Annotated in this window: 26 protein-coding genes; 7 read left to right on the top strand and 19 right to left on the bottom strand. The window is 53.3% G+C overall.

Features of this window, described 5'->3' with window-relative positions; all coding sequences use genetic code 11:
* Positions 1-23 precede the first annotated feature (23 nt).
* The 5 genes from J9880_RS01820 to J9880_RS01800 all read left to right on the top strand — a co-directional run bounded on the left by J9880_RS01820 (position 24) and on the right by J9880_RS01800 (position 4673).
* Positions 24-980 (top strand): substrate-binding domain-containing protein, encoded by a 957-nt coding sequence (locus tag J9880_RS01820; protein WP_095925298.1) that lies wholly within the window; start codon positions 24-26, stop codon positions 978-980.
* Between the two features lie 44 nt (positions 981-1024).
* Positions 1025-1819, top strand: coding sequence for a deaminated glutathione amidase (locus J9880_RS01815; RefSeq protein WP_095925080.1), 795 nt, complete (start codon positions 1025-1027; stop codon positions 1817-1819).
* Between the two features lie 180 nt (positions 1820-1999).
* The gene (locus J9880_RS01810) at positions 2000-2908 is read left to right on the top strand and encodes an ABC transporter substrate-binding protein (RefSeq protein ID WP_232770004.1); all 909 of its coding nucleotides are present in this window, start codon (positions 2000-2002) and stop codon (positions 2906-2908) included.
* Entirely contained in the window at positions 2905-3888 is a 984-nt protein-coding gene (locus J9880_RS01805) for an amino acid ABC transporter permease (protein WP_131692651.1), read from the top strand. Before J9880_RS01810 ends, J9880_RS01805 begins: the two co-directional genes overlap by 4 nt.
* The gene (locus J9880_RS01800; protein WP_095921142.1) at positions 3885-4673 is read left to right on the top strand and encodes an amino acid ABC transporter ATP-binding protein; all 789 of its coding nucleotides are present in this window, start codon (positions 3885-3887) and stop codon (positions 4671-4673) included. The genes J9880_RS01805 and J9880_RS01800 overlap by 4 nt, the downstream gene beginning before the upstream one ends.
* 34 nt (positions 4674-4707) lie before the next feature.
* Here J9880_RS01800 and J9880_RS01795 read toward each other — a convergent pair whose 3' ends face one another.
* A complete protein-coding gene (locus tag J9880_RS01795; protein ID WP_131692650.1) occupies positions 4708-5772 on the bottom strand; it encodes a diguanylate cyclase in 1065 nt (354 codons plus the stop codon).
* 258 nt (positions 5773-6030) lie between these two features.
* On the opposite strand from J9880_RS01795, the gene tatE reads away from it, so the two are divergent.
* Positions 6031-6234, top strand: a complete 204-nt coding sequence (gene tatE, locus J9880_RS01790) for a twin-arginine translocase subunit TatE (protein ID WP_095921144.1) — start codon at positions 6031-6033, stop codon at positions 6232-6234.
* 91 nt (positions 6235-6325) lie between these two features.
* Here the strand turns inward: tatE and lipA are convergent, their stop codons facing one another.
* From lipA to leuS, 14 genes are all read right to left on the bottom strand, one after another.
* Positions 6326-7291 carry a lipoyl synthase gene (lipA, locus tag J9880_RS01785; RefSeq protein WP_095921145.1) on the bottom strand — a complete coding sequence of 322 codons (966 nt, stop codon included), beginning with the start codon at positions 7289-7291 and terminating at the stop codon, positions 6326-6328.
* A 306-nt stretch (positions 7292-7597) separates the two neighbouring features.
* A complete protein-coding gene (locus tag J9880_RS01780; protein ID WP_131692649.1) occupies positions 7598-8536 on the bottom strand; it encodes a YbeF family transcriptional regulator in 939 nt (312 codons plus the stop codon).
* 62 nt (positions 8537-8598) lie between these two features.
* Positions 8599-9297 carry a lipoyl(octanoyl) transferase LipB gene (gene lipB / locus J9880_RS01775; RefSeq protein WP_095921147.1) on the bottom strand — a complete coding sequence of 233 codons (699 nt, stop codon included), beginning with the start codon at positions 9295-9297 and terminating at the stop codon, positions 8599-8601.
* Between the two features lie 57 nt (positions 9298-9354).
* Positions 9355-9618 (bottom strand): DUF493 family protein YbeD, encoded by a 264-nt coding sequence (gene ybeD, locus J9880_RS01770; protein WP_095921148.1) that lies wholly within the window; start codon positions 9616-9618, stop codon positions 9355-9357.
* Between the two features lie 125 nt (positions 9619-9743).
* The gene (dacA, locus tag J9880_RS01765) at positions 9744-10952 is read right to left on the bottom strand and encodes a D-alanyl-D-alanine carboxypeptidase DacA (protein ID WP_095921149.1); all 1209 of its coding nucleotides are present in this window, start codon (positions 10950-10952) and stop codon (positions 9744-9746) included.
* Positions 10953-11122: 170 nt separating this feature from the next.
* Positions 11123-12271, bottom strand: a complete 1149-nt coding sequence (gene rlpA / locus J9880_RS01760) for an endolytic peptidoglycan transglycosylase RlpA (RefSeq protein ID WP_095921150.1) — start codon at positions 12269-12271, stop codon at positions 11123-11125.
* A 9-nt stretch (positions 12272-12280) separates the two neighbouring features.
* Positions 12281-13393 carry a peptidoglycan glycosyltransferase MrdB gene (gene mrdB, locus J9880_RS01755; RefSeq protein ID WP_095921151.1) on the bottom strand — a complete coding sequence of 371 codons (1113 nt, stop codon included), beginning with the start codon at positions 13391-13393 and terminating at the stop codon, positions 12281-12283.
* Between the two features lie 6 nt (positions 13394-13399).
* Entirely contained in the window at positions 13400-15304 is a 1905-nt protein-coding gene (gene mrdA, locus J9880_RS01750; RefSeq protein WP_095921152.1) for a peptidoglycan DD-transpeptidase MrdA, read from the bottom strand.
* Between the two features lie 38 nt (positions 15305-15342).
* Positions 15343-15813 (bottom strand): 23S rRNA (pseudouridine(1915)-N(3))-methyltransferase RlmH, encoded by a 471-nt coding sequence (gene rlmH, locus J9880_RS01745; protein ID WP_112287631.1) that lies wholly within the window; start codon positions 15811-15813, stop codon positions 15343-15345.
* A 3-nt stretch (positions 15814-15816) separates the two neighbouring features.
* A complete protein-coding gene (gene rsfS, locus J9880_RS01740) occupies positions 15817-16134 on the bottom strand; it encodes a ribosome silencing factor (RefSeq protein ID WP_095921154.1) in 318 nt (105 codons plus the stop codon).
* A 206-nt stretch (positions 16135-16340) separates the two neighbouring features.
* Entirely contained in the window at positions 16341-17012 is a 672-nt protein-coding gene (gene nadD / locus J9880_RS01735) for a nicotinate-nucleotide adenylyltransferase (protein WP_119826649.1), read from the bottom strand.
* 14 nt (positions 17013-17026) lie between these two features.
* The gene (gene holA / locus J9880_RS01730; protein WP_119826647.1) at positions 17027-18067 is read right to left on the bottom strand and encodes a DNA polymerase III subunit delta; all 1041 of its coding nucleotides are present in this window, start codon (positions 18065-18067) and stop codon (positions 17027-17029) included.
* Positions 18064-18711 (bottom strand): LPS assembly lipoprotein LptE, encoded by a 648-nt coding sequence (lptE, locus tag J9880_RS01725; RefSeq protein WP_119826645.1) that lies wholly within the window; start codon positions 18709-18711, stop codon positions 18064-18066. The genes holA and lptE overlap by 4 nt, the downstream gene beginning before the upstream one ends.
* 14 nt (positions 18712-18725) lie before the next feature.
* Positions 18726-21308, bottom strand: coding sequence for a leucine--tRNA ligase (leuS, locus tag J9880_RS01720; RefSeq protein ID WP_095921158.1), 2583 nt, complete (start codon positions 21306-21308; stop codon positions 18726-18728).
* 267 nt (positions 21309-21575) lie between these two features.
* On the opposite strand from leuS, the gene J9880_RS01715 reads away from it, so the two are divergent.
* Positions 21576-22073 (top strand): zinc ribbon-containing protein, encoded by a 498-nt coding sequence (locus J9880_RS01715; protein ID WP_095921159.1) that lies wholly within the window; start codon positions 21576-21578, stop codon positions 22071-22073.
* Positions 22074-22121: 48 nt separating this feature from the next.
* On the opposite strand, the gene J9880_RS01710 is transcribed toward J9880_RS01715, so the two are convergent.
* The 4 genes from J9880_RS01710 to J9880_RS01695 form a co-directional block, all read right to left on the bottom strand.
* Complete coding sequence (locus J9880_RS01710) at positions 22122-22847, bottom strand: amino acid ABC transporter ATP-binding protein (protein ID WP_095921160.1); 726 nt, start codon at positions 22845-22847, stop codon at positions 22122-22124.
* Positions 22844-23521: a glutamate/aspartate ABC transporter permease GltK gene (gene gltK, locus J9880_RS01705; RefSeq protein WP_095921161.1), complete on the bottom strand. Its 678-nt coding sequence runs from the start codon at positions 23519-23521 to the stop codon at positions 22844-22846. The genes J9880_RS01710 and gltK overlap by 4 nt, the downstream gene beginning before the upstream one ends.
* A 2-nt stretch (positions 23522-23523) precedes the next feature.
* Positions 23524-24264 (bottom strand): amino acid ABC transporter permease, encoded by a 741-nt coding sequence (locus J9880_RS01700; RefSeq protein ID WP_095921162.1) that lies wholly within the window; start codon positions 24262-24264, stop codon positions 23524-23526.
* A gap of 185 nt (positions 24265-24449) precedes the next feature.
* On the bottom strand, positions 24450-25346 hold the full coding sequence (locus J9880_RS01695) for an amino acid ABC transporter substrate-binding protein (RefSeq protein WP_095921163.1): 897 nt from the start codon (positions 25344-25346) through the stop codon (positions 24450-24452).
* Positions 25347-25539 lie beyond the last annotated feature (193 nt).

Below are 25539 nucleotides of genomic sequence, written 5' to 3'. Positions count from 1 at the left end.
TGCTGACACTTAAGGGGAAAGATGTGACGATTACCATCAGGCTGGCAGTTCGTGACTGGGATTATTTTACGCCGCTGGCGTTAGGCGATCTTAAACCGGAAGGGTTTAATCTTGAGATAGACCGTGTGGGCACGCTGGTCGATAACCTTGGCACCAGCGACAAATACGATGCGGGTGAAGTCTCTTTCAGCCGTTATGCACAAGGGCGTGCGCGGGGCGAATCTGATCTGCTGGCGATACCGCATTTCCTGATGCGCGGCTTCCGTCAGCGTTGCATCATCACCCGCGAAGACAGCCCGCTGACCGAACTTTCTCAGCTGGCCGGTAAACGTATCGGCCTGACCGGCTGGCAGGATTCAGGCAATACCTGGACCCGCACGCTGCTGGCGCTGGAAGGTGTGGGCATCGAAGACGCTAACTGGTATGTCGGCCGCCTGACCGCATCGCATCCGATTGTCGATCGTCTGGCCGGTTTTGGCCGTGAAGGGCGTATCGAAGCGGTGCCGGAAGAGCGTCCGATGATGGAATTATTGCAGGAAGGTTGGCTGGACGCGGTATTTACGCCGTTTATGCCTGACGGTTTCTTTAAGCCGGATTCCGGTTTCCGTCAGTTCCAGCCGGATTTCCGCGCTGCCGAACTGGCCTATTTTAACCGCGTCGGTTACATCCCCGGCATTCACCTGCTGGCGATCAAACCGGCGCTGGCGGAAGAACATCCGTGGCTGCCGCAGGCGCTGAGCGACATCATCGATCGCTCTTATCAGATGTGGATGGACAAGCGCGCAAAATACGCCGACACCACGCCATGGTTGCTGGACGATCTGCGCCGCACGGTGGTGGATTTACCGGCGGACTGGAACGCAAACGGTTTCGCCGCCAATGAAAAGATGATCGACGATTTTGCGCAGGAATTGCATGCTCAGGGGCTGACGGCCAACCGCCTGACGCCGCAGGAGTTGTTCCCGAACTTTGCTCAGTAACACTTAACCAATCGCGTTTCATACTCAGCGACAGGGGAGTAAAAATGAAAGTTGCATTAGGTCAGTTTGCCGTTTCCCGCGAATGGGAAGCGAACGTGGAAACCTGTCTTTCACTGATGGCGAAATCTCTGGAAGCGGGCGTGGATTTACTGGTGCTGCCGGAAGGTATTCTGGCACGCGATATCACCGATCCGGATCTGGTACTGAAAGCGGCGCAACCGCTGGATGGCCCGTTCGTCAGCCAGTTGCTGGCGGCCAGTCGCGGTAATCAGATGACCACCATGATGAGCGTGCATACGCCCGCTCCGCAAGGTCGTGCCTATAACGTCCTGATTTCAATCCGTAATGGCGAGATTATTTCTGAATATCAGAAGCTGCATCTTTACGATGCGTTTTCCTCGCAGGAATCAAAAAACGTCACCGCAGGGGACGACGTTCCGCCGCTGGTGAATGTTGCGGGCTTTAACGTCGGCCTGATGACCTGTTATGACGTCCGTTTCCCGGAACTGGCGCGCCGGCTGGTGCTCGACGGGGCCGACGTTCTGGTACTGCCCGCCGCGTGGGTGAAAGGCCCGCTGAAAGAAATGCATTGGGAAGTGCTGGTCACGGCACGCGCACTGGAAAACACCGCGTATATGGTGGCCGTGGGCGAATGTGGCGAGCGCAATATCGGCAACAGCATGGTGGTCGATCCGCTGGGTGTGGCCATTGCCCGCGCAGCAGAAGCCCCGGCGCTGGTGTTTGCCGAGCTGGAGAAAGATCGTCTGGCGCATGCCAGAAAAGTGTTGCCGGTGCTGGCGAACCGCCGTTTTGGTTTGCCGCAACTGCGTCACGACTGAGCCTGTGTGCAGCCGGTCCTCAACGGCTGCCTTAACGCTCAGGCAGTACCGCGCCCTCACCAGGGAACGCGTGAACGATGAAAAAGAACTACCCGGAAATTCGCCACGGAAGGTACTCACTATAAAACCACAACATTCATAAACTCACAGACCGACTTTTTACACAGAGGAAATAAGAGAATGATGGCAAAACAACTTCGTCAGGCTGCTGTGCTGACCGCTGCATTACTTTCCGTATCTTCCATAAACGCCTTTGCTGCTGAAAATGTGACGATCCCGACTCAGACGATGGATCCGGCGATCCACGCTAAATTACCTGCGGATATTCAGAAATCAGGTGTGATGACCTCTGTGAACAATGGCTCATTCCCTCCGTATGAAATCGTGACCGGTGCCAACGGTCTGGACGGGGCGAGTGCCGATCTGGCCCACGCGCTGGCGGAAGTCATGGGTGTCAAAATTGAGCATGCTTCTGTGAGCGGCCTGTCAGGCATTCTCAGCGGAATGGCTGCGGGACGCTATCAGATGGGCATCGGCCCGATTGGCGACTACCCTGACCGTCAGGCGAAAAATGATTTCATCGATTTCGTCAAAGAGTACGTGGTGTTCGGTGTGCGTAAAGGTAACCCGGAAAAAATCAATTCACTCGATGACACCTGCGGTAAACGCATTGCCGTGATGGCGGGCGGCTCGGCTGAGCAGGTGATCCGCAAGCAGTCTGAGGTGTGTGTCAAAGACGGCAAACCGGCGGTCACCGTGCAATCTTTCTCTGATCAGCCGACGTCGATTCTGGCCGTGCGTTCTAACCGTTCCGATGCGTTCTTCTCTTCTCAGGCCCCGCTGACGTACTTTGTGGAAAAAGCCAACGGCCAGCTCGAACTGACCGGCACCGGCAAATCCAACGGCTTTGGCGATATTTTCCAGGGCACGGTGGTCGCGAAAGATTCACCGGTACGTGATGCCATTCTTGCCGGTTATCAGAAACTGTTCGATAACGGCACGTACGCCATCATCATGAAAAAATGGGGGCTGGAAGGCAATATGATTTATGCTCCGGGCATCAACCTGGCAAAGGCGCAGGCTAAATGACTGATAAAACGTATAGTTCAACGCCGGCAGTCAAGGACGACTATACGCAGGATCCACGACGTAACGTTGAGTTTTCCCACGCACCGCGTCACTACGGCCGCTGGATTGCCTGGATAGTGGTGCTGCTGATTGCCGCCGATGTGATCTGGGCGGTGTCGCACAACGAGAATTTTGAATGGCACGTTGTCGCGCAGTGGTTTACGGAAGGGTCGGTGATCAAAGGTCTGGGCGTCACGCTCGGCCTGACCGTGGTGTCGATGTTGCTCGGCGTGTTCATCGGGCTGATGCTGGCTATCGCCCGGTTGTCTGACAGCATGTTGCTGCGCAGACTGGCGGGGCTGTATATCTGGTTCTTCCGCGGTACGCCGCTGCTGGTGCAGTTACTGTTCTGGTACAACATGTCGACGCTGTTCCCGCGTGTGGTATTGGGGATCCCGTTCGGCCCGGAATACATGAGCTGGAATACCAATGATCTGATCACGCCGCTGACGGCCGCGATTGCCGGTCTGGCACTCAATGAAGCGGCCTATATGGCGGAAATCATTCGTGCCGGTTTGCTGTCGGTGGATAACGGTCAGGCGGAAACCGCACAAGCCTTTGGCATGAGCCGGGGTCGCGCGTTACGCCGCATCATCATTCCGCAGGCCATGCGCTCGATCATTCCGCCGACCGGCAACCAGCTGATAAGCATGATTAAAGCCACGTCGCTGGTCAGCGTGATCGCCATGGGGGATTTGCTGTATTCCGTACAAACCGTCTATAACCGCACCTTTGAAGTGGTGCCGATGCTGATGGTGGCGGTGATCTGGTATCTGTTTATCACCTCCTTGCTCAACCTCGGTCAGTCCGCCATTGAGCGTTATTATTCCCGTGGCACGCGCCGGACGTTACCTAATGTCAAACGGCGTCAGAACACGACTGAAGATAAAGCGGTGCCGATCATTAATTCACCCGGCCTGGCCCGAAAGGAGGACTTATGAGTCAAATATCCGCTGACTCCGCCCAGACTTCTCTGGTGGTGGCCCGTAATGTGCACAAAAGTTATGGCGATAACGAGGTTTTAAAAGGTATCGATCTGGAGGTAAAACCCAGCGAGGTGGTGGTGATCCTCGGGCCGTCCGGCTCCGGTAAATCGACATTCCTGCGCTGCATTAACCATCTGGAAGATATCGATCGCGGCTCGATCATGGTCGGCGGTGAGCAGATCGGTTATGAGTTGCGTGGCGAACGGCTGCATAAATTGTCTGAACGGGCGATTGCGCGTCAGCGCCGCGATATCGGTATGGTGTTCCAGCAATTCAACCTTTATCCGCACATGACCGTGTTGCAGAACATCATTGAAGCCCCGGTGGGCGTCCACAAGGAAAGCCGTCAGGAAGCGGAAAAGTATGCCCGTGAACTGCTGCAAAAAGTGGGACTGAGCGATAAAGCCGATGCCTATCCGCGCCATCTTTCCGGCGGCCAGCAACAGCGTGTGGCTATCGCCCGCGCGCTGGCGGTGAAGCCTAAACTGATGTTGTTCGATGAGCCGACGTCGGCGCTCGATCCTGAACTGGTGGGCGAAGTTCTGGGCACCATGCGGGATCTGGCGCAGCAGGGGCTGACGATGATTGTTGTGACGCATGAGATTGGTTTTGCCAAAGAGGCGGCAGACCGCGTGGTGTTTATGGATCGCGGTGTGGTGGTCGAACAGGGCGCGGCGGATGAGGTGTTAGTCAATCCGCAGCATCCGAGAACCCAGGCATTTCTGAGCCGTTTTATCTGATCTGACGGCGGGCTGAAACCGGGAGGGCGGGGCGTTATCCCGCCAGTTCGACCCGGTTTCGCCCGTTTTTTTTCGCCTCATATAAGGCATGGTCGGCGGCATTCAGCCAGTGTGTCGGCGTTTCCTGCGCGTCATCGCATTCAGCAATACCTGCACTGATGTGGATCTGCAATTGCGGATGCTGCGGGAACAGGCTGTTTGCCAGACGGCTTTGCAGACGCTCCATCGCCCGCTTTGCCTGCAATTGGGTACTGTGCGGCAGGATCGCGGCAAATTCATCCCCGCCGAAACGCCCGATAATATCCGCCGTACGCATGGTTTGCTGTAGCTCCTGCGCCAGCAAAATAATCGCCTGATCGCCGACGCTGTGGCCGTAGTTATCGTTAATCGCCTTGAAGTGATCGATGTCGATCAGGATCAGCGTCGTTTTGTGCCGGTAACGGCGGAAGCTTTCCAGCTCATTTTGCAGCAGAGATTCCCAGTGACGGCGGTTATACAAACCGGTCAGACCATCACGGACGCTGATTTGCATGATCGCCTGCTTATGTTCCGCCAGACGGCGCGATGTCCGGTAGGTGACGTTGCCGAGGAAAATCGGGTAAATCATGATCATCGGCAGACAAAGATACAGCTGGAACGGAGTGGTTTCCGGGCGGAAGGGAAGGTCAGCGAGGAATAAGACCGACAGCGCGACCGTGACCTGCGCGATGACGCAGCGGAAGAACAAAGTTTTGCCTCCGGCAGAGATATTGTTCATGCCCATCATGGCGAAAATGGTCGCCGAGGGCAGGGCGTTGAAGCCCATGACGGCAATCCACAGACCGCCGAAAATGGCATCCCCCTGCAGGTTGTGGATCTCACTTTTGAAAGGCGCGGATGAGCGTCTGGCTTTCCAGTACGCGATGTGCGGCCAGATGAATCCGTTGAGGAACAGCAGCAACCACAGCCAGCCCGGCGTCGTCTGTTCAATCATCACCGAACCGACACAGAAGCATCCTGTGCCCATTCCGACGATGCGGGGAAGATAAGTCCGTTTCGCGAAACGCAGTCCGGAATGATGAGTATCGTTAACCAGAGTCGTATGAAGCTTTTTCGGCATCGGTTCTCATTACAGGGTGTGTTAACCCGGGCTAGTAAATCTGGTCGAAATCAAATTTGACGCGGTTTTGCGGTAAATAAAGACAGAAGTCCTTTATGAGCGTGCTGTTCACGCTCATAATAGCTCACTCTGGTCACAATGCGCACAGTTCTGGATCCGTTCTGTTACATTTTCGGGTTGTATTAACGTCGCGAATGGCCGTTAATAACGGCAAATTGTCACTGCTGTTTTCCAGCACTCAGTGTAAAGAAGGTATGTATGGAAGGTCTAAGTATTACTAAATTGTTGGTGGTCGGCGTGCTGATCGTTCTGTTGTTCGGTACCAGCAAACTGCGTTCTCTGGGCGGCGACCTGGGCGCGGCACTGCGTGGCTTCAAGAAAGCCATGAATGATGACCCGGCGCCGGCTGAAAAAACCACAGCAGAAGAAAAACCTGCTGAGCGCGTAGAGCACAAAGACTGAGTCTTGCTTATTCGCTCACGTTTTCCGGGCATAAAAAAGGTTGTTCTTGCGAACAACCTTTTTTGTTTTGCGACGAAGTCGTAACGAGATATTACTTCACTTCCAGACCTTTGGCTTGCAGGTCGGCGTGGTAAGAAGAACGCACGAACGGACCGCAGGCAGCATGGGTAAAGCCCATTTCCATCGCCGCCTCTTTCATCTGGTCAAACTCTTCCGGGCTGACATAACGCTGCACCGGCAGGTGATGGCGGCTTGGCTGTAAGTACTGGCCGAGGGTCAGCATCGTCACGCCATGACGACGCAGGTCGCGCATCACTTCAATGATTTCTTCGTTGGTTTCACCCAGACCCACCATCAGACCCGATTTGGTCGGGATTTCCGGATGCGCTTCTTTGAAGCGTTGCAGCAAGGTCAGCGACCACTCGTAGTTAGCGCCCGGACGAACCTGACGGTAAACACGCGGCACGTTCTCCAGATTGTGGTTGAACACATCCGGCGGGCTGGCATTCAGGATGTCCAGCGCACGATCCATACGGCCACGGAAATCCGGCACCAGCGTTTCGATTTTGATGGTCGGGTTTTTCGCGCGGATTGCCGTAATACAATCAGCAAAGTGCTGAGCACCGCCGTCGCGCAGATCATCGCGGTCAACCGAGGTGATCACCACATAACGCAGCCCCATATCCGAGATGGTCTGTGCCAGTTTTTCCGGCTCGTTGGTGTCTGGTGCGGTAGGGCGGCCATGTGCCACGTCGCAGAACGGGCAGCGACGGGTACAAATAGCGCCCAGGATCATGAAGGTCGCGGTGCCGTGGTTAAAGCATTCGGAAAGGTTAGGGCAGGCGGCTTCTTCACAAACGGAATGCAGGCCATTCTTGCGCAATGCGGATTTAATGCCCTGAATTTTCGTTGAGTCGGCAGGCAATTTGATTTTCATCCATGCCGGCTTACGTAACATTTCCTGCCGGTCACTGACCACGGTTTTCACCGGAATTAACGCCATCTTATCTGCATCGCGGTATTTAACGCCGCGTTCCATCTGAATCGGTTTACTCATAATCTTGCAGCTTCCAGGTTTGTCACTCGATACCCGAGTTTTTTCAGGACATTCAATGAACTGGCTGATTCATCAAAAAAAGTAGAAATAATGCGGAAATTATATCATTGAAGCATCCCTACGTTCAGCCCTTCGTCATGGCCGGATGTGCTAAATGCTGCAATTTTTTAACGTTAAATAAGAATAATTCTCGAAAAAACGACCAGTAACTGACGTTAGTTTATTGAAAATATTAGTTTTTATATCAGTTCAGGGTCACCCGACAGAGGGTGTTAATGGTGTGTAAATATTTTTTCGCAGCGAGCATTATTCCGCCGGAGGGTTTTCCAGTGCCGCGAATGCCTGACTGATGGCGTCGATAATCATGCTGAGCGTCTTATCGCCGCTGACCATTTTGTTGTAATACATCATGATGTCGTATGACTGCGACGGCACTTCGCATTCGAGGATCTCAACGGGGAAAGTGTCTTTGAAGAGTTCGACCATTTTCCGGGGGAGGATCCCCAGCAAATCGGTGCCGGACACCATGGAAAGAATATTGATCCCGTTATAACTGGTGAAGGCGACAGGGCGCTCCGGCAGGGCTTCGCTGATCTCAAACTGCATGCGTCTGAGTTCGCTGGCATCGGTTATCAGCATGGTTTGTGGCGTGGTCAGCGCCTGTTCCACACTCAGGGTTTTACTCAGCGTCGGATGGTTTTTTCTGCACACAAAAACCGTGCTGTCCGACATCAGCCGGATGCCTTTAAGCGTGCTGTTGAACAGCGGCCCCGTGTCGATCACCAAATCCGCACGGTGCTGCACCAGCGTCTCTTCGGGATCCGTCAGCGGCAGATGTTTCAGCGAGTAGTTGATATTGATTTTTTCCAGGACTTTCAGGATCACCGGAAAAGTAATCAGTGCGGCGAAAGGGTAACAGCTGATGGTCAGAACGCGGGATTTATCATTGTCCTGAGAGAAATCCAGACCGGTGAGAATGGCATTCAGTCCCTGGCTGATATGCGTATGCAGATTGTTGGCATACGCCGTCGGGCTGATGCCCTGACCGTTGCGGATAAACAACGGGTCAGGAAAGGTATTACGCAATTTCTGAATAGACTGACTGACCGACGATGGCGTCAGATTCAGTGCTTTCGCAGCATGCACAATGCCTTTGTGCAGATAGACCGCCTCGAAAACAGTCAGCAGATTCAGGTCGAGATTGCGAAGCTTGTTCAGACTGGCATTAATATCGTTATCATCCATAAAACATTCCTGTCAGTGTGAAGGGCTTTCCCGGCTTACGCGTCAGCGCGTCAGAATCAACGTCATGGCGCGGAAGGGGCGTAATGTTCAAGCTGCCAGGGGAGATAATCAACCTGCTGGTAATCCAGACGATGGTTGAACGATTTCACCAGTACGGGCATCACCTGATCCACGGTCAGTCCCGGTTTTTCGCGGCTGGCTTGTGTCATTTCAAGACCGGCGTAACCACAGGGATTGATACGGTGGAAAGGCTCCAGATCCATATCAATATTCAGCGCCAGACCGTGCAGCGAGCAGCCTTTGCGGATGCGCAGCCCGAGCGAGCAAATCTTTTTACCGTCAACATAGACGCCCGGTGCATCGGCGCGCGGATAGGCATCAATGGAAAAATGGGCCAGCGTATCGACAACCGTTTGTTCGATAGCGGTCACTAACTGACGGACACCCAATTTCTTCCGCTTCAGGTCGACCATCACATACATCACCTGCTGGCCGGGACCATGATAAGTCACCTGACCGCCACGGTCGCTCTGAATCACCGGAATGTCACCGGGCATCAGTACGTGTTCTGCTTTACCCGCCTGACCCTGCGTGAAGACGCGCGGATGCTGAACCAGCCAGATTTCATCCAGCGAGTCGGCGTTGCGGTGTTCAGTGAAATGGTGCATCGCCAGAGAAACCGGCTCATAAGGTTGCAGGCCAAGCTGGCGCAGTACGATACGTTCTTGCGGATTTTGTGATTGCACGGCAGTTATCGTCATCAGGGGAGGGAGAAACGCGCGACAGGCTTGCTCTCGCGCGGGTCGGTCAGAAAGGGCTTACAGCACCATGCGGACAATTTCGATATTGCCCAGCTCATCGTACAGGGTTTCGACCTGATCGATGTGGGTGGCAGTGATCGTAATAGAAACGGAGTGGTAATTCCCTTTACTGCTCGGTTTTACCTGAGGATTGTAATCGCCAGGCGCATGGCGTTGCACGACTTCCACAACCTGGTCCACCAGCTCGGGTTGTGCCAGGCCCATTACTTTGTAGGTAAAGGTGCAAGGGAATTCGAGCAGTTCGTTCAGTTTGGTTTTCATGTGCACTCCAGCGTGTTGTACAGCGTATTTAGTGTAGTCTCTGAAAGTATAACTCCCGCCGAAGCGGGAGCCATAATCTATACCGATTATATGGGGATCGTTGCAAACTTTTTCAAGCAGGCAACTTAGCCAAACCAGTGGTGGAACATCAGCTTGATGTAATCCACGATGCGACCGAAGAAACCGCCTTCTTTCACTTCGTTCATGACCACCAGCGGACGCTCATCAATGGTTTTGCCATCAAGCTGGAAGTTGATTGAACCGACCACCTGATTTTTCTGCAACGGCGCATGCAGTTCCGGCGTGTTCAGCACATAACTGGCTTTCAGATCTTTCATGCGACCGCGTGGGATCGTCAGGTAAGCATCTTTCTCAACACCCAGTGCAACGCGGTCGGTATCGCCGAACCACACAGGTTCAGAGGCAAATTCTTTACCGGCTTTCAGCGGAGAAACGGTTTCAAAGAAACGGAAGCCCCAGGTCAGCAGTTTTTTACTTTCAACTTCACGGCCTTTGTAGGTATGACCGCCCATCACCGCAGAGATCAGACGCATCTGGCCTTCTGTCGCGGAAGCCACCAGGTTATAACCCGCTGATTCCGTATGACCGGTTTTGATGCCGTCAACGCTCAGGCTGTTATCCCACAGTAAACCGTTACGGTTCATCTGGCGGATATTGTTGAAGGTGAATTCTTTTTCTTTATAGGTGGCGTATTCGTCCGGTACATCACGGATCAATGCCTGACCAATCAGCGCCATATCGCGGGCTGAGCTGTACTGACCTTCTGCATCAAGACCGTGAACAGTTCCGAAATGGGTATTTTTCAGGCCAAGGGCATTCACATAATTGTTCATGATGGCAACGAAGGCATCCTGACTGCCGGCGACATGGTCAGCCATTGCCACGCAGGCGTCGTTACCGGATTGCAGGATAATGCCGCGGTTCAGTTCAGAAACCGGGACGCGATCGCCAGGTTTGAGGAACATCAGGGAAGAGCCTTTGAACACCGGATTACCGGTTGCCCAGGCATCCTGACCGACGGTGACGATGTCTGTTGGCGAGATTTTTCCGGCTTTGATGGACTGACCAATGACATAACTGGTCATCATTTTGGTCAGGCTGGCCGGATCACGGCGTGCATCGGCATTCATTTCTGCCAGAACTTTGCCGGAGTTGTAGTCGATCAGGATATAGGCTTCAGCATCAATCTGCGGAACGCCCGGGATCATTGTTTTTAAATTAACATCGTCGGCATAGGCGGACGCTGCACTAAAAGTGATGACGGTGCCAAATGCGAGGCTTTTGACTAAACGTGAAGTATTTACAAGTTTCATGATCGGGACAACAACATCCGTGGGAGTAAGTGATAAACGTGCGCCACTATAGCAGAAGAGTCATAAGTCAGACATCTTCGATTACCGGCGCTTACTGACTTTTACTTATAAGACAAAGTCCTTATAAGCCAGAGCACTTATAAGAACGGGGCCGCAGCCCCGTATTCAGATTACATGCTGGCAGTGACGAAGGACTGCTGCTGGGCTTCGCTGGCCAGTCGCTGTTTCAGCTGTTCGGCCTGCTGGCGGGTGCTGAACGGACCAAGCTGGACGCGGTACGTGCTGCCGTTGGCCTGCACTTTCCCCGGCACGGAGAAACGCTGGCTGAGGCTTTTTTGCCACAACTGTGCATTCTGCGGGTTACTCAGCGCGCCAACCTGCACCATAAAACCTGAGCTCGGGATGGCGGTGGTATGCGCGGGCGCTGCGGAGGCCGCAGACGCGGCTACCGGTGCGGCACTGGCGACGGCGACGGGCGCAGCCACCGGTTCACTGCCTTCTAACACGCCCTGACGTAGCGGAGTGGGAGCGCTCAGAAAGCCGCCGCCGCTGCTACCGGACATCGTGGTCGCTGCTGGCGCAGAGGCTACGGTGCCGTTGTTATCTTCGTCATTGGTTAAAGGCGCAGCATTCGGATTGCTCAGGGTGCTGTTGCTGATCGGACGGACATCTGAGGTATCGACCGGTTGAGCGCTCAGCGTCGGTGTGCCCATGCTGCTGGCACCTAAACTTGGACGTGACGGCAAAGCGTAAGATTGTTTGGCAACGGTCGTACCAATCGTGCCCGGACCGGACAGGGTGCCGTCAGGTGCCACGTTGATAAAATCGATGCGGACTTTGGTGCTGTTGGTCAGATTCAGACGATCGGCCGCCGCCTGTGACAAATCAATAATTTTGCCCGGCACGTAAGGGCCACGGTCATTCACACGCACCACCAGCATACGGCCGGTCGCCATGTTAGTGACACGCACATAGCTTGGGATTGGCAAGGTCGGATGCGCGGCGGTCATGGCAGAAGGGTCGAATTCTTCGCCGATGGCGGTCATATTGCCGCCATTTTCCTGACCGTACCAGGCTGCTTGTCCCACCTGCGAGAAGTTAGACGGGTCTTTGATGATTTTATAGGTTTTACCGTTAACGGTATAATCCTGCATCGTGCCCTGATTATAAGGTTCGTAACGCGGATCAGCCCCGCCGATTTCTACCACAGGGCCGTTGTAGGCTTGCTGCGGTGCCGGTTGTTGTTGCTGAACATCGTCAGTGGCACAGCCACTTAACAGCAAACCGATAATGACAGCTCCAAGCCACTCCTTACGCATTGCTCACCTCTATAAATTTTTCGACAACATTTTTCGATGAGTATGTATCGACATGACGATACCAAACCCTGCCATTAGCACGATGAGTGCTGACCCGCCATAGCTGACCAGAGGCAAAGGTACCCCAACTACCGGGACAATGCCACTGACCATGCCGATGTTAACAAACACATAAACGAACAGGATCAGCATCAGCCCGCCGGACATCACGCGGCCAAACGTGGTTTGCGCATGGGCGGCGATCACCAGACCGCGCATGATGAGACATAAGTACAGTCCCAGCAGCACCAGTACGCCAATCAGCCCCAGTTCTTCGGCGAGCACGGCGAAGATAAAGTCGGTATGACGTTCAGGCAGGAATTCCAGCTGTGACTGGGTGCCGTGCAGCCAGCCTTTACCGGAAAGTCCGCCTGAGCCGATGGCAATTTTCGACTGAATAATATGATAGCCCGCACCCAGCGGATCGCTTTCCGGATCCAGTAACATCATGACGCGGTCGCGCTGATAATCATGCATCAGGAAGAACCACAGGATTGGAATAAACGCGGCAACCAGAAGGGCGGCAACGGCGATCAGTTTCCAGCTCATACCGGAAAGGAACAGCACAAATAAACCGGAGGCGGCAATCAGAATCGACGTACCCAGATCGGGCTGTGCGGCCACCAGCAGGGTAGGGATGAAGATCAGTGCCAGCGCAATCGCGGTATTTTTCAGGGAGGGCGGGCAGACATCGCGGTTGATAAAACGCGCGACCATCAGCGGTACGGCGATTTTTGCCAGTTCCGACGGCTGGAATTTGATGATCCCCAGATCCAGCCAGCGTTGCGCGCCTTTACTGATACTGCCGAAAGCATCCACCAGCACCAGCAGGAAGACGCAGAAAATATACAGATACGGTGCCCAGCTTTCATACACGCGCGGCGGAATTTGCGCCATGATCAGCATGATCACCAGACCCATCAGGATCTGGCCAATTTTACGTTCCATCATGCCCATATCCTGACCGCTGGCGCTCCACATCACGAACGCACTGTACGTCAGCAGGGCGAGCACGATCAGCAGCATCGTCAGGTCGATATGCATTTTCGACCACAATGATCTTTTTTGTTGGTTCTCAGTCATTGACGGTTAATCACCTTCGGTTCCCGGCGGCGCAGGCGCGTCAGCCGGTAATTGTGTCGTGTTGTCGCCCAGTAAAATATGGTCGAGTATCTGCCGCGAAATCGTCCCCACTGCCGGACCTGCACCGCCGTTCTCCAGAACGACAGCCACCGCCACCGTAGGTTTGTCGAACGGGGCAAACGAGGTCATCAGTTTGTGGTCGCGCAGATGCTCAGCAATCTTATGCGCATTATAGATTTCATTGGCTTTCAAACCGTAAACTTGTGCGGTACCGGATTTTGCCGCTGCTTTGTAAGGGGCATCGGCAAAATATTTGCGTGCGGTGCCGTTCGGCCGGTTAGCCACGCCGTACATGCCGTCTTTGGCAATTTCCCAGTAACCGGAATGGATATCCCCAATCTGGGTGGTTTCCTGCTGCTGATAAGGGACCTGCTTCCCTTCCACTTTCGTGCTCAGCAACAAATGCGGCGTTTTCACATTGCCGTCGTTAATCAGGGTGGTCATCGCTTTCATGATTTGTATTGGCGTTGCGGTCCAGTAGCCCTGACCGATCCCCACCGGAATGGTGTCACCCTGATACCAGGGTTTCTTGAAGCGTTTAAACTTCCAGTCGCGGTTTGGCATATTGCCGCTGCGCTCTTCCGACAAATCGATGCCGCTGTAATGACCGTATCCGAATTTGCCCATCCATTCTGACAGCCGGTCGATGCCCATATCATAGGCCACCTGATAGAAGAAGGTATCGGCCGATTCCTCAAGGGATTTGGTGACGTTCAGGCGGCCATGCCCCCAGTGTTTCCAGTCACGGTAGCGTTTATCAGAACCCGGCAACTGCCACCAGCCCGGATCAAACAGGGAGGTGTTTTTGGTGATCACGCCAGAGGTGAGCGCGGAGACGGCAATATAGGGTTTCACCGTCGACGCTGGCGGGTAAACCCCCTGCGTCGCCCGGTTGATCAGCGGTTTGTTCGGATCGTTTAACAAGCCGCTGTAATCTTTGCTCGATATGCCATCCACAAACAGGTTCGGGTCATAGCTCGGGTTGGAGACCAGCGCACGGATCGCGCCATCGCGCGGATCGGTGACCACGACGGCGGCACGGCTGCCGGTCAGCAATTCTTCAATGTATTTCTGCAACGGCAGGTCAATGGTCAGGTAAATGTCTTTACCGGCCTGCGGTGGCTCTTCGTGCAACTGGCGGATGACGCGCCCGCGGTTATTGACCTCAACCTCTTCATAGCCTGTTTTGCCATGAAGCGTGTCTTCGTAATAACGCTCGATGCCCAGCTTGCCAATATCGTGTGTGGCGGCGTAGTTGGCCAGAATGCCATCTTTATCCAGACGCTCAACGTCACGATCATTGATTTTCGACACATAGCCGATGACGTGCGTCAGTGCAGAACCGTACGGGTAATAGCGACGCTGATAGCCTTTGACTTCAACGCCGGGGAAATGGAACTGATTGACGGAGAAACGCGCGACCTGAACTTCCGTCAGGGCCGTTTTGACCGCAATAGAGGTAAAGCGTCGTGAACGCTGGCGCTCTTTTTTGAAGTTATCGATATCTTCCGGGGTGAGATCGACAATCGGCTTGAGACCTTCAAGCGTGGCCTGCAAATCGTCCACTTTTTCCGGCACCAGTTCCAGCTGGTAAATGGTGCGGTTCAGGGCCAGCGGGGTGCCATTGCGATCGTAGATAATCCCGCGGCTGGGCGCGATGGGCACCAGCTTGATACGGTTATCATTAGAACGGGTTTGGTAATCCTGAAAACGGACTATTTGCAGATTATAGAGATTAAAGGCTAAGACGCCGCTAAGTAGCAGAATGCCGATGAACGCCACCAGTGCACGGCGCACAAAGAGGGCTGATTCAGCCGTATAGTCGCGAAAAGGGTTACGATCTATTTTCATCCCACTACTTAATTCATGTTGCTGACATTCACCACCCGTTATTCGCGGTGGTATGGATGATTAGTGGTAATACTCCAGGCGCGGTAAAGACTTTCCGCGACCAGAACCCGAACCAGCGGGTGAGGAAGTGTCAACGGCGAGAGCGACCAGCTCTGTTCCGCTGCGGCTTTACAGGCCGGCGCCAACCCTTCCGGTCCGCCGATTAACAGGCTGACATTGCGCCCGTCCTGTTTCCAGCGTTCCAGTTGTTGCGCCAGTTGCGGGGTTTCCCACGGTGTGCCCGGAATATCGAGCGTCACAATGCGATTTCCCTTACCGACGGCAGCCAGCATCAGCTCGCCTTCTTTTTCAAGAATGCGTTTGATATCTGCATTTTTACCACGTTTTCCGGCCGGAACTTCAGTCAGTTCAAACGGCATGTCTTTAGGGAAACGGTGCAGATAATCGTTAAAACCGGTTTGTACCCAGTCAGGCATTTTTGTGCCGACGGCGACAAGTTGCAGCTTCACGCATCAGCCCCAGAGTTTCTCAAGCTCATACAACTGGCGGCTTTCTTCCTGCATTACATGGACAATTACTTCGCCCAGATCAACCACGACCCAGTCGGCTTCGTTAATGCCTTTCACACCCATCGCATCCATACCTGCCGCTTTCACTTCTTCAACCAGATGTCCGGCGATAGAAATGACGTGGCGGCTTGAGGTGCCGGTGCAAATGATCATGCAGTCAGTAATACTGGATTTACCTTTAACATCAATCGCGATGATGTCTTGTGCTTTCAGGTCATCGACTTTATCGACAACAAAATCTTGGAGCGCTTTACCTTGCAAAGGTTCCCCCTGGGGATGTTTGAAACAATTGACCTCACGAGATGATCGCCGGTGTGGCACCGAAGCAACGGGCAATCTCATGATGGATAAACATAGCGGTTGTCCGGAAAACAGCTGAAAACAGTGAATAATCAATACATTGTATTGGTTGGTTTCGCAGCGTTATCGGGAGCCGAAATTAAGCGGCGCAGTATAGCACGCGTTAGCTACTGGCGGTACAAGCCCTGTGATTCTATATAGCGTTCAACGGCGAAAGGCAGCAAATCTGAGCAATCAAGCCCCGCATGACGGCGCGCACGAATTTCAGTTGCCGAAATATCCAGCAGCGGTGTATTGGCCTGATAAATGAATCCGGCCGGTTTTTGCTTCAGCGCATCGGGATGAGTCACCCGGTGCGTGTCATACCAGTGCTGAAGTGCCGGTGTATCAAGATGCTCCTGATAGCCCGGCCGCGCCATCACCACGATATGACAGAAATCCAGTAACGACTCCCAGCGATGCCACTTGTGAAGCGTCAGTAACGAATCCTGGCCAATGATAAACGCCAGCGGGCAATTATCGCCATGTTCTTTACGTAACGTTGCAAGTGTCTCAATGGTATAGGAGGGCGTTTCAACCGCCAGTTCGCGGGGATCCACGGTAAACAGCGGATTACCCGCCACGGCAAGTCTGGCCATTTCCAGACGCTGTTGGGGTGTTGCTTCAGGCTGCGGGCGGTGTGGAGGAACATTATTGGGCAACAGAACCACACGTTCAAATCCGGCCTGTTCTGCCAAACTGGCAACGGGTTTCAGATGACCATAATGAATGGGATCGAAGGTTCCGCCAAAAAAAGCCAGCAGCGATGCAGAAGGGGAATGTGGAGTGCTCTGCGGCATACTGTTCTCCTGCTTCAATACAAATCCGAACCGGTAAACAGGGTGGGTAACGGTTTGCCGCACAATAACATGGAGAGGCTTTCCAGCTCAGACCATACGGACTGACCGTAATCCTGCTTCAGGGTGATTTCCATTTGCGTCAGTAAACGCACCGCCAGCGACAGTTGCTCAGCCGACAAACGTTGCAAAGCCTGCGTCACCAGCGCGCGCCGGTTTTGCCAGACTTTTTGCTGATCAAACAGCGTGCGCAGCGGTGTGGTGTCCATTTTGCGTTTCAGATTCAGCAGCATCAGAAGTTCGCGTTGCACGGTGCGCAGCAAAATAACCGGTTCGCTGTCTTCCTGTTGCAGCTGTCGTAAAATATGCCAGGCACGTTTACTTTTTCCGGCAAGGATCGCATCCAGCCAGTGATACGGCGTGAAGTGTGCAGCGTCATTGACCGCCTCTTCGACGCGCGGCAGCGTGAGTTTTCCATCCGGATAGAGCAGGGAAAGACGCTCCAGAGACTGCGCTAATGCCAGCAGGTTACCTTCGTAGCAATAACACAAAAGCTGATTGGCTGGCTCATCAAGCTCAAGGGACAACTCTTTGGCCCGGCGGGTCACCCAGCGCGGAAGTTGTGCCTGTTCAGGTGTCTGACAACTGACAAAAACGCCTTTATCACTCAGCGCCTTAAACCACGCGCTGTTCTCCTGCCCTTTGGTCAGCTTAGTTCCGCGCAACAGTAACAGGATATCCTCATGCAAAAGGGTCGTCAGTTTCAATAACTGTTCTGCCATCGGCGCCGTGGGGCCGTTTTCAGGCAGGATCAGCATCAGTGTCTGACGGCTGGCAAAGAGACTCAGTGCCTGGCAGATACTGAAGATCGACTCCCATTCGGTATGGTTGTCGAGCACATAGGTGTAATGCTCCTGAAAGTCAGCATGCTGAGCCGCTTTACGGATGCTGTCCTGACTTTCCTGGAGAAGCAGCGGGTCATTTCCCCACAGCAAATAACAAGCGCGCAGCCCCTCACGGAGCTGCGCGGCAAGTTGTTCCGGATAAACTCGGATCATTGTGCGGAAGTGCTGGCCGGTGTCGTTGATAATACGGACGTATCAGACGACGTGGTGGTAGCCGCATCAGAAGCCTGGCTGGCCGATGAACCCGTCGTAATCACTTCGACTTTGCCATCGACTTGTTCCGATTTCTGTAACTCTGAGGCATGTACCGTCAGAAGTTTACGGATCAGCTGCTGTGCCGCCTGCTGACGCATTTCTTCTTTGATGATGTCCTGCTCGTTATCTTTTGCCAGCGCCGTTAACGGGTTGTCAAAGAATGAACGGAACACGGTCACATGAATCGGATAAATGTCTTTACCCGGCATCAGGACTGTCGCATTGACACTCATCTTCATTTGATATTCAGCGGTTTTACCATCCTGGAAAATTGAAGCGGTCGTTTGCCCCGTCGCTTCCCTGCCAATACGCAGTGACGGAATATCCTTACGCAGACCTGTCGGATCATCAACGATGGTCACATTGGAAAGACGTAACTGAGTACGAATATTACGTGTCAGCGGACCATAAGGATCCGAACTGTCCAGAACGATAGTTCGCAGTTCGTCAGGCACATTGGTTTTTCCACGTAAATGGAAGCCACAGCCTGCGGTAACCATCACTGCTGCGGTCAGCAGCAGTGTCACTATACGATGTCGCACAGATCCTCCTTGACTCAACCTACCACCAGGTTAAGCAGTTTGCCCGGGACGTAGATTACTTTGCGAACCGTAACCCCATCCAGATATTTTGCGACCAAATGTTCTTCTGCCGCACGCTCGCGCACTTGTTGCTCGGTAGCATCAGCGGCTACGGTGATTTTAGCACGCACTTTACCATTCACCTGTACAACCACCAGTTTGGAATCTTCCACCATGGCTTTTTCATCAGCCTGAGGCCACGGCGCAGTATCCACGTCGCCTTCGCCTTTCAGTGACTGCCAGAGGCTGAAGCAAACGTGTGGCGTGAACGGATAGAGCATACGGACGACGGCCAGCAGGGCTTCCTGCAACAACGCGCGATCCTGTTCGGTCTCTTGCGGTGCGCGGCCCAGTTTGTTCATCAGTTCCATTACCGCAGCGATCGCGGTGTTGAAGGTTTGACGACGGCCAATATCATCGGTCACTTTGGCGATGGTTTTGTGCAGGTCGCGACGCAAATCTTTTTGCGCTTCATTCAGTGAAGCCACATCCAGAGCAGCAACCGGGCCTTTTTCTGTGTGTTCGTAAGCCAGTTTCCAGACACGTTTCAGGAAGCGGTTCGCCCCTTCAACCCCGGATTCCTGCCATTCCAGCGTCATTTCTGCCGGAGAAGCGAACATCATAAACAGACGCACCGTATCAGCGCCGTATTTGTCCACCATGACCTGCGGGTCGATGCCGTTGTTTTTAGACTTGGACATCTTGCTCATGCCGGCATAAACCAGCTCGCGACCTTGCGGATCGGTGGCTTTGGTGATGCGGCCTTTCTCGTCACGCTCAACAGTGGCATCCGTCGGGGAAACCCAGATACGTTCGCCGTTGTTGCCGGTGTGATAGAAGGCATCCGCCAGCACCATACCCTGACACAGAAGACGCTTGGCAGGCTCGTCAGAGTCCACCAGACCGGCATCACGCATCAGTTTGTGGAAGAAGCGGAAATACATCAGGTGCATGATGGCGTGTTCGATGCCACCGACATACTGATCGACCGGCAACCAGTAGTTGGCCGCTGCCGGATCCAACATCCCTTCGTCGTATTGCGGGCAGGTGTAACGCGCGTAATACCAGGAGGATTCCATGAAGGTGTCGAAGGTGTCGGTTTCACGCAGACCCGGCATACCGTTAACCGTGGTTTTTGCCCACTCAGGATCGGCCTTAATCGGGCTGGTGATCCCATCCATCACCACATCTTCCGGCAGAATAACCGGCAGCTGATCTTCTGGTGTCGGAATAACGGTGCCGTCTTCCAGCGTGATCATCGGGATAGGTGCGCCCCAGTAACGCTGACGGGAGACGCCCCAGTCGCGCAGGCGATAGTTCACTTTGCGCTGACCGACACCCTGAGCAACCAGTTTATCGGCAATGGCATTGAAACCGTCTTCGTGGTTCAGACCATCGAATTCACCTGAGTTGAACAGCGTGCCTTTTTCCGTCATCGCTTCTGCGCTGACGTCAGGCTGGCTGCCATCCAGATTCAGGATAACCGGCTTGATCTGCAGATCGTATTTGGTGGCGAATTCCCAGTCGCGCTGGTCGTGGCCTGGCACGGCCATCACTGCGCCGGTACCGTATTCCATCAGCACGAAGTTGGCAGCCCAGATTGGCAGCTTCTCACCAGACAGCGGGTGGATTGCATACAGACCGGTTGCCATCCCTTTTTTCTCCATCGTTGCCATTTCTGCTTCGGCAACTTTGGTGTTACGGCATTCGTCGATAAAATCGTTCAGCGCAGGATTGTTCTGTGCGCCCCGTTGCGCCAGCGGATGACCCGCAGCCACCGCAACATAGGTCGCGCCCATGAAGGTATCAGGACGGGTGGTGTAAACCGTGACTTTTTCGTCACTGTCAGCCACGTCGAAAGTGATTTCCACACCTTCGGAACGGCCAATCCAGTTACGTTGCATGGTTTTCACCTGCTCCGGCCAGCTTTCCAGCGTGTCCAGATCGTTCAGCAACTGATCGGCGTAATCGGTGATTTTGATGAACCACTGAGGAATTTCTTTACGCTCAACTTTGGTATCGCAGCGCCAGCAGCAGCCGTCGATCACCTGTTCGTTCGCCAGAACGGTCAGGTCGTGCGGACACCAGTTCACAGCGGAGGTCTTCTTATAAACCAGGCCTTTTTCGTAAAGCTTGGTGAAGAACCATTGTTCCCAGCGATAATAGTCAGGCTTACAGGTCGCGACTTCACGATCCCAGTCATAGCCGAAGCCCAGCAATTTAAGCTGGTTCTTCATGTATTCGATATTTTCGTAAGTCCACGGCGCAGGGGCTGTGTTGTTCTTCACCGCAGCACCTTCAGCCGGCAGGCCGAATGCATCCCAGCCGATAGGCTGCAGGACGTTTTTACCGAGCATGCGCTGATAACGGGAAATCACGTCACCGATGGTGTAGTTGCGCACGTGTCCCATATGGAGACGACCTGACGGGTAAGGCAACATGGAGAGGCAGTAATATTTCTCCTTACCAGGCTGTTCGGTAACTTTGAAGGTTTGCTTCTCTTGCCAGTGAAGCTGAACGTGTGACTCGATGTCTTCTGGACGGTATTGCTCTTGCATGGCGGCCGGTGGTCCTGTGAGTGAAAACAGCTACGCCTGTAGCTCAAAAAGTTTTAATCAAAAGATCCGCATAGCATAGCTGATAAGGGGTTGGCGCAACAACACTCAGCGAAGGCTAAAGGGGATTTCTGTCCTCTTCTGGCGCAATATTCATAATCTGCGAGCCAGCCCGGGATAATCTGCGCCACGGATCAGGGATTTACGACTAAAATAAAGACAGTGCGCTCCCGCCGTGAAAATGGTTATGACAGTTCAAGGAGAGGAAATATGAGCAATATTACGCAATCTTACCGTCAGCTGGTGACATCACTGACCGAACGGATAAAAAATGGGGAACGTGATATCAGCGCGCTGGTGCAGGATGCCCGCGTCAGGTTGCAGGAAGAGGGCAAGTTGACGGAAATCCAGATTGAGCAGTTAACCTCAGCAGTACGCCGCGATTTGCATGAATTTGCCCGCAGTTATGAAGAAAGCCAGCAGGCAGTGGCGGAAGATGACGGCACAGACAGTGTCTTCCTGCGGGTGATTAAAGAGAGTTTGTGGAAAGAGCTGGCGGACATGACCGATAAAACCCAGCTTGAATGGAAAGAAGTGTTCAAGGATGTGAGCCATCACGGGATTTATCACAGCGGGGAAGTGGTCGGATTAGGAAATCTGGTGTGTGAAAATTGTCATTTCCACCTGGCGGTATATACGCCGGAAATTCTGAGCAAATGCCCGAAATGTGGCAACACCGAATTCTCACGCCGTCCGTTCGAACCTTAAACTTCAGCAACCTGCCCCGCAGACGCGGAGCAGGTGTTCTTCAATGTCTTAGTGCAGGATTTTCGCCAGGAAGTCACGCGCACGATCGGATTCCGGATTATTGAAGAAATCGTCTTTATTCCGATCTTCCACAATCTTGCCTTCATCCATGAAAATCACGCGGTTGGCCACTTTACGGGCGAAGCCCATTTCGTGGGTCACGACCATCATCGTCATGCCTTCGTTGGCCAGTTCAACCATCACATCCAGCACTTCGTTGATCATTTCCGGATCCAGTGCTGACGTCGGTTCGTCAAACAACATGGCGATCGGATCCATGCATAACGCACGGGCAATCGCCACACGCTGCTGCTGACCACCGGAAAGCTGACCGGGGAATTTATTGGCGTGGGCGGATAAACCGACGCGATCTAATAACTTCAGGCCCTTATCTTTCGCTGCCGCTTTATCACGTTTCAATACCTTGACCTGCGCCAGCGTCAGGTTATCGATGATAGACAGGTGCGGGAACAGTTCGAAATGCTGGAAAACCATGCCGACTTTGGCACGCAGTTGCGCCAGGTTGGTTTTCTTGTCATTGACCGGCGTCCCGTTGACCAGAATTTGGCCTTTCTGGACAGGTTCCAGTCCGTTAACTGTTTTGATCAGCGTCGATTTCCCGGAGCCTGACGGCCCGCACACCACCACAACTTCACCTTTTTTAACTTCGGTGCTGCAATCGGTAAGCACCTGAAAGTGCCCGTACCATTTAGAAACATTCTTCAGTGAAATCATGAAACGGTCCTTTTCTTCAAATAACGCACCAGCAAGGAAGCGGAAAGGCTGATAACAAAGTAAATAAGTCCTGCAAACAGCACCATCTCCACCAGCGTACCGTCACGGTCGCCAATGTTAGAGGCACTGCGGAAGAAGTCTGCGAGGCCCAGTACATACACCAGCGAGGTATCCTGGAATAGCACAATGGCCTGCGTCAGCAGTAATGGCACCATGGCACGGAAAGCCTGCGGCAGGATAACCAGCTTCATGGATTGCCATTGGGTCATGCCCAGCGCCAGAGCGGCGGAGGACTGGCCGCGCGCGATGCTGATGATCCCGGCACGAATAATTTCTGAATAATAGGCCGCTTCAAAGAGGGCAAACGCCACCATCGCAGAAATCAGGCGGATATCGGTTTTAGGCGACAGCCCGAGCACTTTTTGCAGAAAGCCCGGCACAATCAGATAAAACCACAACAGCACCATCACCAGCGGAATGGCACGGAACACATTGACGTACGCCGAGGCAAACCAGCTGAGCGGTTTGAACGTTGATAAGCGCATGACCGCCAGCAAGGTTCCCCACAAAATACCGACAACAATCGCCAGCGACGTGATCTTCAGCGTGATGACCATGCCTTGCCACAGATAGGGCAGGCCGGGACCAATAGAACTCCAGTCAAATTCATGCATGCTTATTTCCCTCCCATGTTGCCCGGCAGGCGGACTTTACGTTCTACGAAATGCATCAGCAGCATGATGACGGCATTGATAAGGACATAAGCAACGGTGATGGCTGTGAATGATTCATAGGCATGCGCCGAGTAATCCAGCAATTTACCGGCTTGTGCGGCCATATCGACCAGACCAATGGTCGAGGCGATGGCGGAGTTTTTCACCAGGTTGACCATCTCTGAGGTCATCGGCGGCACGATCACACGGTAAGCATTGGGTAACAGCACATAGCGGTAGGTTTGCGGCAGCGTCAGGCCCATCGCCAGTCCGGCGTTGCGTTGTCCGCTGGGCAGGGACTGGATCGCCGCACGTACCTGTTCGCACACGCGGGCGGCGGTGAACAAGCCAAGGCAAATCACGGATGAGGTGAAGAACTGCACGTCAGGCGCCAGTTCGGATTTAAACCACATGCCGATATTTTCAGGCAGCAGTTCAGGCACCACCAGATACCAGATAAAGAATTGCACAATCAATGGCACGTTACGGAACAGTTCGACGTAACAGGTACCAATGCCTGAGAGAATACGGTTGGGGACGGTACGTAAAATACCGAACAGAGAGCCGACGAAGAAGGCGATAATCCATGCACAAATCGACAATGCGACAGTGACCTGAAATCCATTCCAAATCCAGCCCAGATAGGTGGTATTACCGAAGGGGGCTTGTTGCAAAAAGATGCCCCAGTTCCAATCTATTGACATAAAAACTCCGTAAAACGGGTAATAAATTACCCTCTGAGTGATGACGTAATCCGCGTGAATAAAAAGAGGAAAACGCGGGGTGGGGAACGACCACCCCGCATCCGGTCTGCATCATCACAGGCTGGTGGGCCAGCCTTATACTTTAACTACACTTCTCTTGGTTATACCCGTCTGTCTGGTATTTCTTACAGCGCTTTATCGTTAGGCGCTTTGAACAGGGCTTTCATGTCATCAGACAATTCAAAGTTCATGTTCAGGTTTTTCGGAGGGATCGGTTTTTTGAACCAGGTTTCAAACCATTTAGAGGCTTCGCCCGAGGACTGAGCTTTCACAATGGTGTCATCCACCAGTTTTTTGAATTCCGCATCGTCTTTACGCATCATGCAGCCGTATGCTTCTTTGGATTGCGGTGTGCCGACGATTTCCCAGTTGTCTGGTTTCTTGGCTTTCGCACGTTCACCCGCCAGCAGAGCGTCATCCATCATGAAGGCAACGGCGCGGCCAGTTTCCAGTGTACGGAAAGAGTCACCGTGGTCTTTCGCGCTGATGATGCGCATTTCCAGTTTTTTCTCTTCGTTGAGCTTGTTGAGCAACACTTCAGAGGTTGTCCCGGAGGTCACCACCACGGTCTTGCCTTTCAGGTCAGCAAAATCTTTGATGTCTGAGCCTTTTTTCACCAGCAGACGCGTACCGATCACGAAGATGGTGTCTGAGAAGGCCGCCTGTTGCTGGCGTTCCAGGTTGTTGGTGGTTGAACCACATTCAAAATCGTAGGTGCCGTTTTGCAGCAGCGGGATACGGTTTTGTGAGGTGATTGGCATCATTTTGACCTGCAGGTTTGGCAGGTCCAGTTTCTTCTTCACTGCATCAACGATGGCGTCAGAATAGTCCTGTGAGTAACCGACGACTTTCTGTTCATTGTTGTAGTAGGAGAATGGCACTGAGGATTCGCGGTGACCCACAACGATAACGCCATTGTCTTTAATTTTTTTCAGGGTGCCGGTCAGTTCTTCTGCGTGAGCAAAGCTGCTTACGGTAACGCTTGCCAACAGTACTGATAACGCCAATTTGCGCAATTGCATGTCCAACTCCTTGCTGTCATTAGGGATCCAAACTCAGGGATCAGAAAGTACTAATGCCTCGTCATATGAAGCTAGAAAATAGCTGAATGTGAATATTATGAAACCATATTGTTTCTTTTTTGAGACGAGACGCGCACCAAATCAAAGCAATCAAATGGCTATGCACTGATAAAGTGCATGAGGAGCAGCCTTT

The sequence above is a fragment of the Rahnella victoriana genome (assembly GCF_021276285.1).
Classification (GTDB): Bacteria; Pseudomonadota; Gammaproteobacteria; order Enterobacterales; family Enterobacteriaceae; genus Rahnella; species Rahnella victoriana.
This window is presented reverse-complemented; position numbering and strand designations above follow the sequence as displayed.

What these genes read in the sequence shown, in the direction of transcription:
- J9880_RS01695 (WP_095921163.1), bottom strand. Translation starts at nt 25,346, where the DNA reads ATGCAATTGCGCAAATTGGCGTTATCAGTACTGTTGGCAAGCGTTACC.
- J9880_RS01815 (WP_095925080.1), top strand. Translation starts at nt 1,025, where the DNA reads ATGAAAGTTGCATTAGGTCAGTTTGCCGTTTCCCGCGAATGGGAAGCG.
- holA (WP_119826647.1), bottom strand. Translation starts at nt 18,067, where the DNA reads ATGATCCGAGTTTATCCGGAACAACTTGCCGCGCAGCTCCGTGAGGGG.
- ybeD (WP_095921148.1), bottom strand. Translation starts at nt 9,618, where the DNA reads ATGAAAACCAAACTGAACGAACTGCTCGAATTCCCTTGCACCTTTACC.
- mrdA (WP_095921152.1), bottom strand. Translation starts at nt 15,304, where the DNA reads ATGAAAATAGATCGTAACCCTTTTCGCGACTATACGGCTGAATCAGCC.
- J9880_RS01795 (WP_131692650.1), bottom strand. Translation starts at nt 5,772, where the DNA reads ATGCCGAAAAAGCTTCATACGACTCTGGTTAACGATACTCATCATTCC.
- J9880_RS01810 (WP_232770004.1), top strand. Translation starts at nt 2,000, where the DNA reads ATGATGGCAAAACAACTTCGTCAGGCTGCTGTGCTGACCGCTGCATTA.
- lipB (WP_095921147.1), bottom strand. Translation starts at nt 9,297, where the DNA reads ATGACGATAACTGCCGTGCAATCACAAAATCCGCAAGAACGTATCGTA.
- leuS (WP_095921158.1), bottom strand. Translation starts at nt 21,308, where the DNA reads ATGCAAGAGCAATACCGTCCAGAAGACATCGAGTCACACGTTCAGCTT.
- J9880_RS01700 (WP_095921162.1), bottom strand. Translation starts at nt 24,264, where the DNA reads ATGTCAATAGATTGGAACTGGGGCATCTTTTTGCAACAAGCCCCCTTC.
- J9880_RS01800 (WP_095921142.1), top strand. Translation starts at nt 3,885, where the DNA reads ATGAGTCAAATATCCGCTGACTCCGCCCAGACTTCTCTGGTGGTGGCC.
- J9880_RS01805 (WP_131692651.1), top strand. Translation starts at nt 2,905, where the DNA reads ATGACTGATAAAACGTATAGTTCAACGCCGGCAGTCAAGGACGACTAT.
- lipA (WP_095921145.1), bottom strand. Translation starts at nt 7,291, where the DNA reads ATGAGTAAACCGATTCAGATGGAACGCGGCGTTAAATACCGCGATGCA.
- J9880_RS01780 (WP_131692649.1), bottom strand. Translation starts at nt 8,536, where the DNA reads ATGGATGATAACGATATTAATGCCAGTCTGAACAAGCTTCGCAATCTC.
- mrdB (WP_095921151.1), bottom strand. Translation starts at nt 13,393, where the DNA reads ATGACTGAGAACCAACAAAAAAGATCATTGTGGTCGAAAATGCATATC.
- J9880_RS01715 (WP_095921159.1), top strand. Translation starts at nt 21,576, where the DNA reads ATGAGCAATATTACGCAATCTTACCGTCAGCTGGTGACATCACTGACC.
- tatE (WP_095921144.1), top strand. Translation starts at nt 6,031, where the DNA reads ATGGAAGGTCTAAGTATTACTAAATTGTTGGTGGTCGGCGTGCTGATC.
- nadD (WP_119826649.1), bottom strand. Translation starts at nt 17,012, where the DNA reads ATGCCGCAGAGCACTCCACATTCCCCTTCTGCATCGCTGCTGGCTTTT.
- dacA (WP_095921149.1), bottom strand. Translation starts at nt 10,952, where the DNA reads ATGAAACTTGTAAATACTTCACGTTTAGTCAAAAGCCTCGCATTTGGC.
- rlpA (WP_095921150.1), bottom strand. Translation starts at nt 12,271, where the DNA reads ATGCGTAAGGAGTGGCTTGGAGCTGTCATTATCGGTTTGCTGTTAAGT.
- J9880_RS01710 (WP_095921160.1), bottom strand. Translation starts at nt 22,847, where the DNA reads ATGATTTCACTGAAGAATGTTTCTAAATGGTACGGGCACTTTCAGGTG.
- gltK (WP_095921161.1), bottom strand. Translation starts at nt 23,521, where the DNA reads ATGCATGAATTTGACTGGAGTTCTATTGGTCCCGGCCTGCCCTATCTG.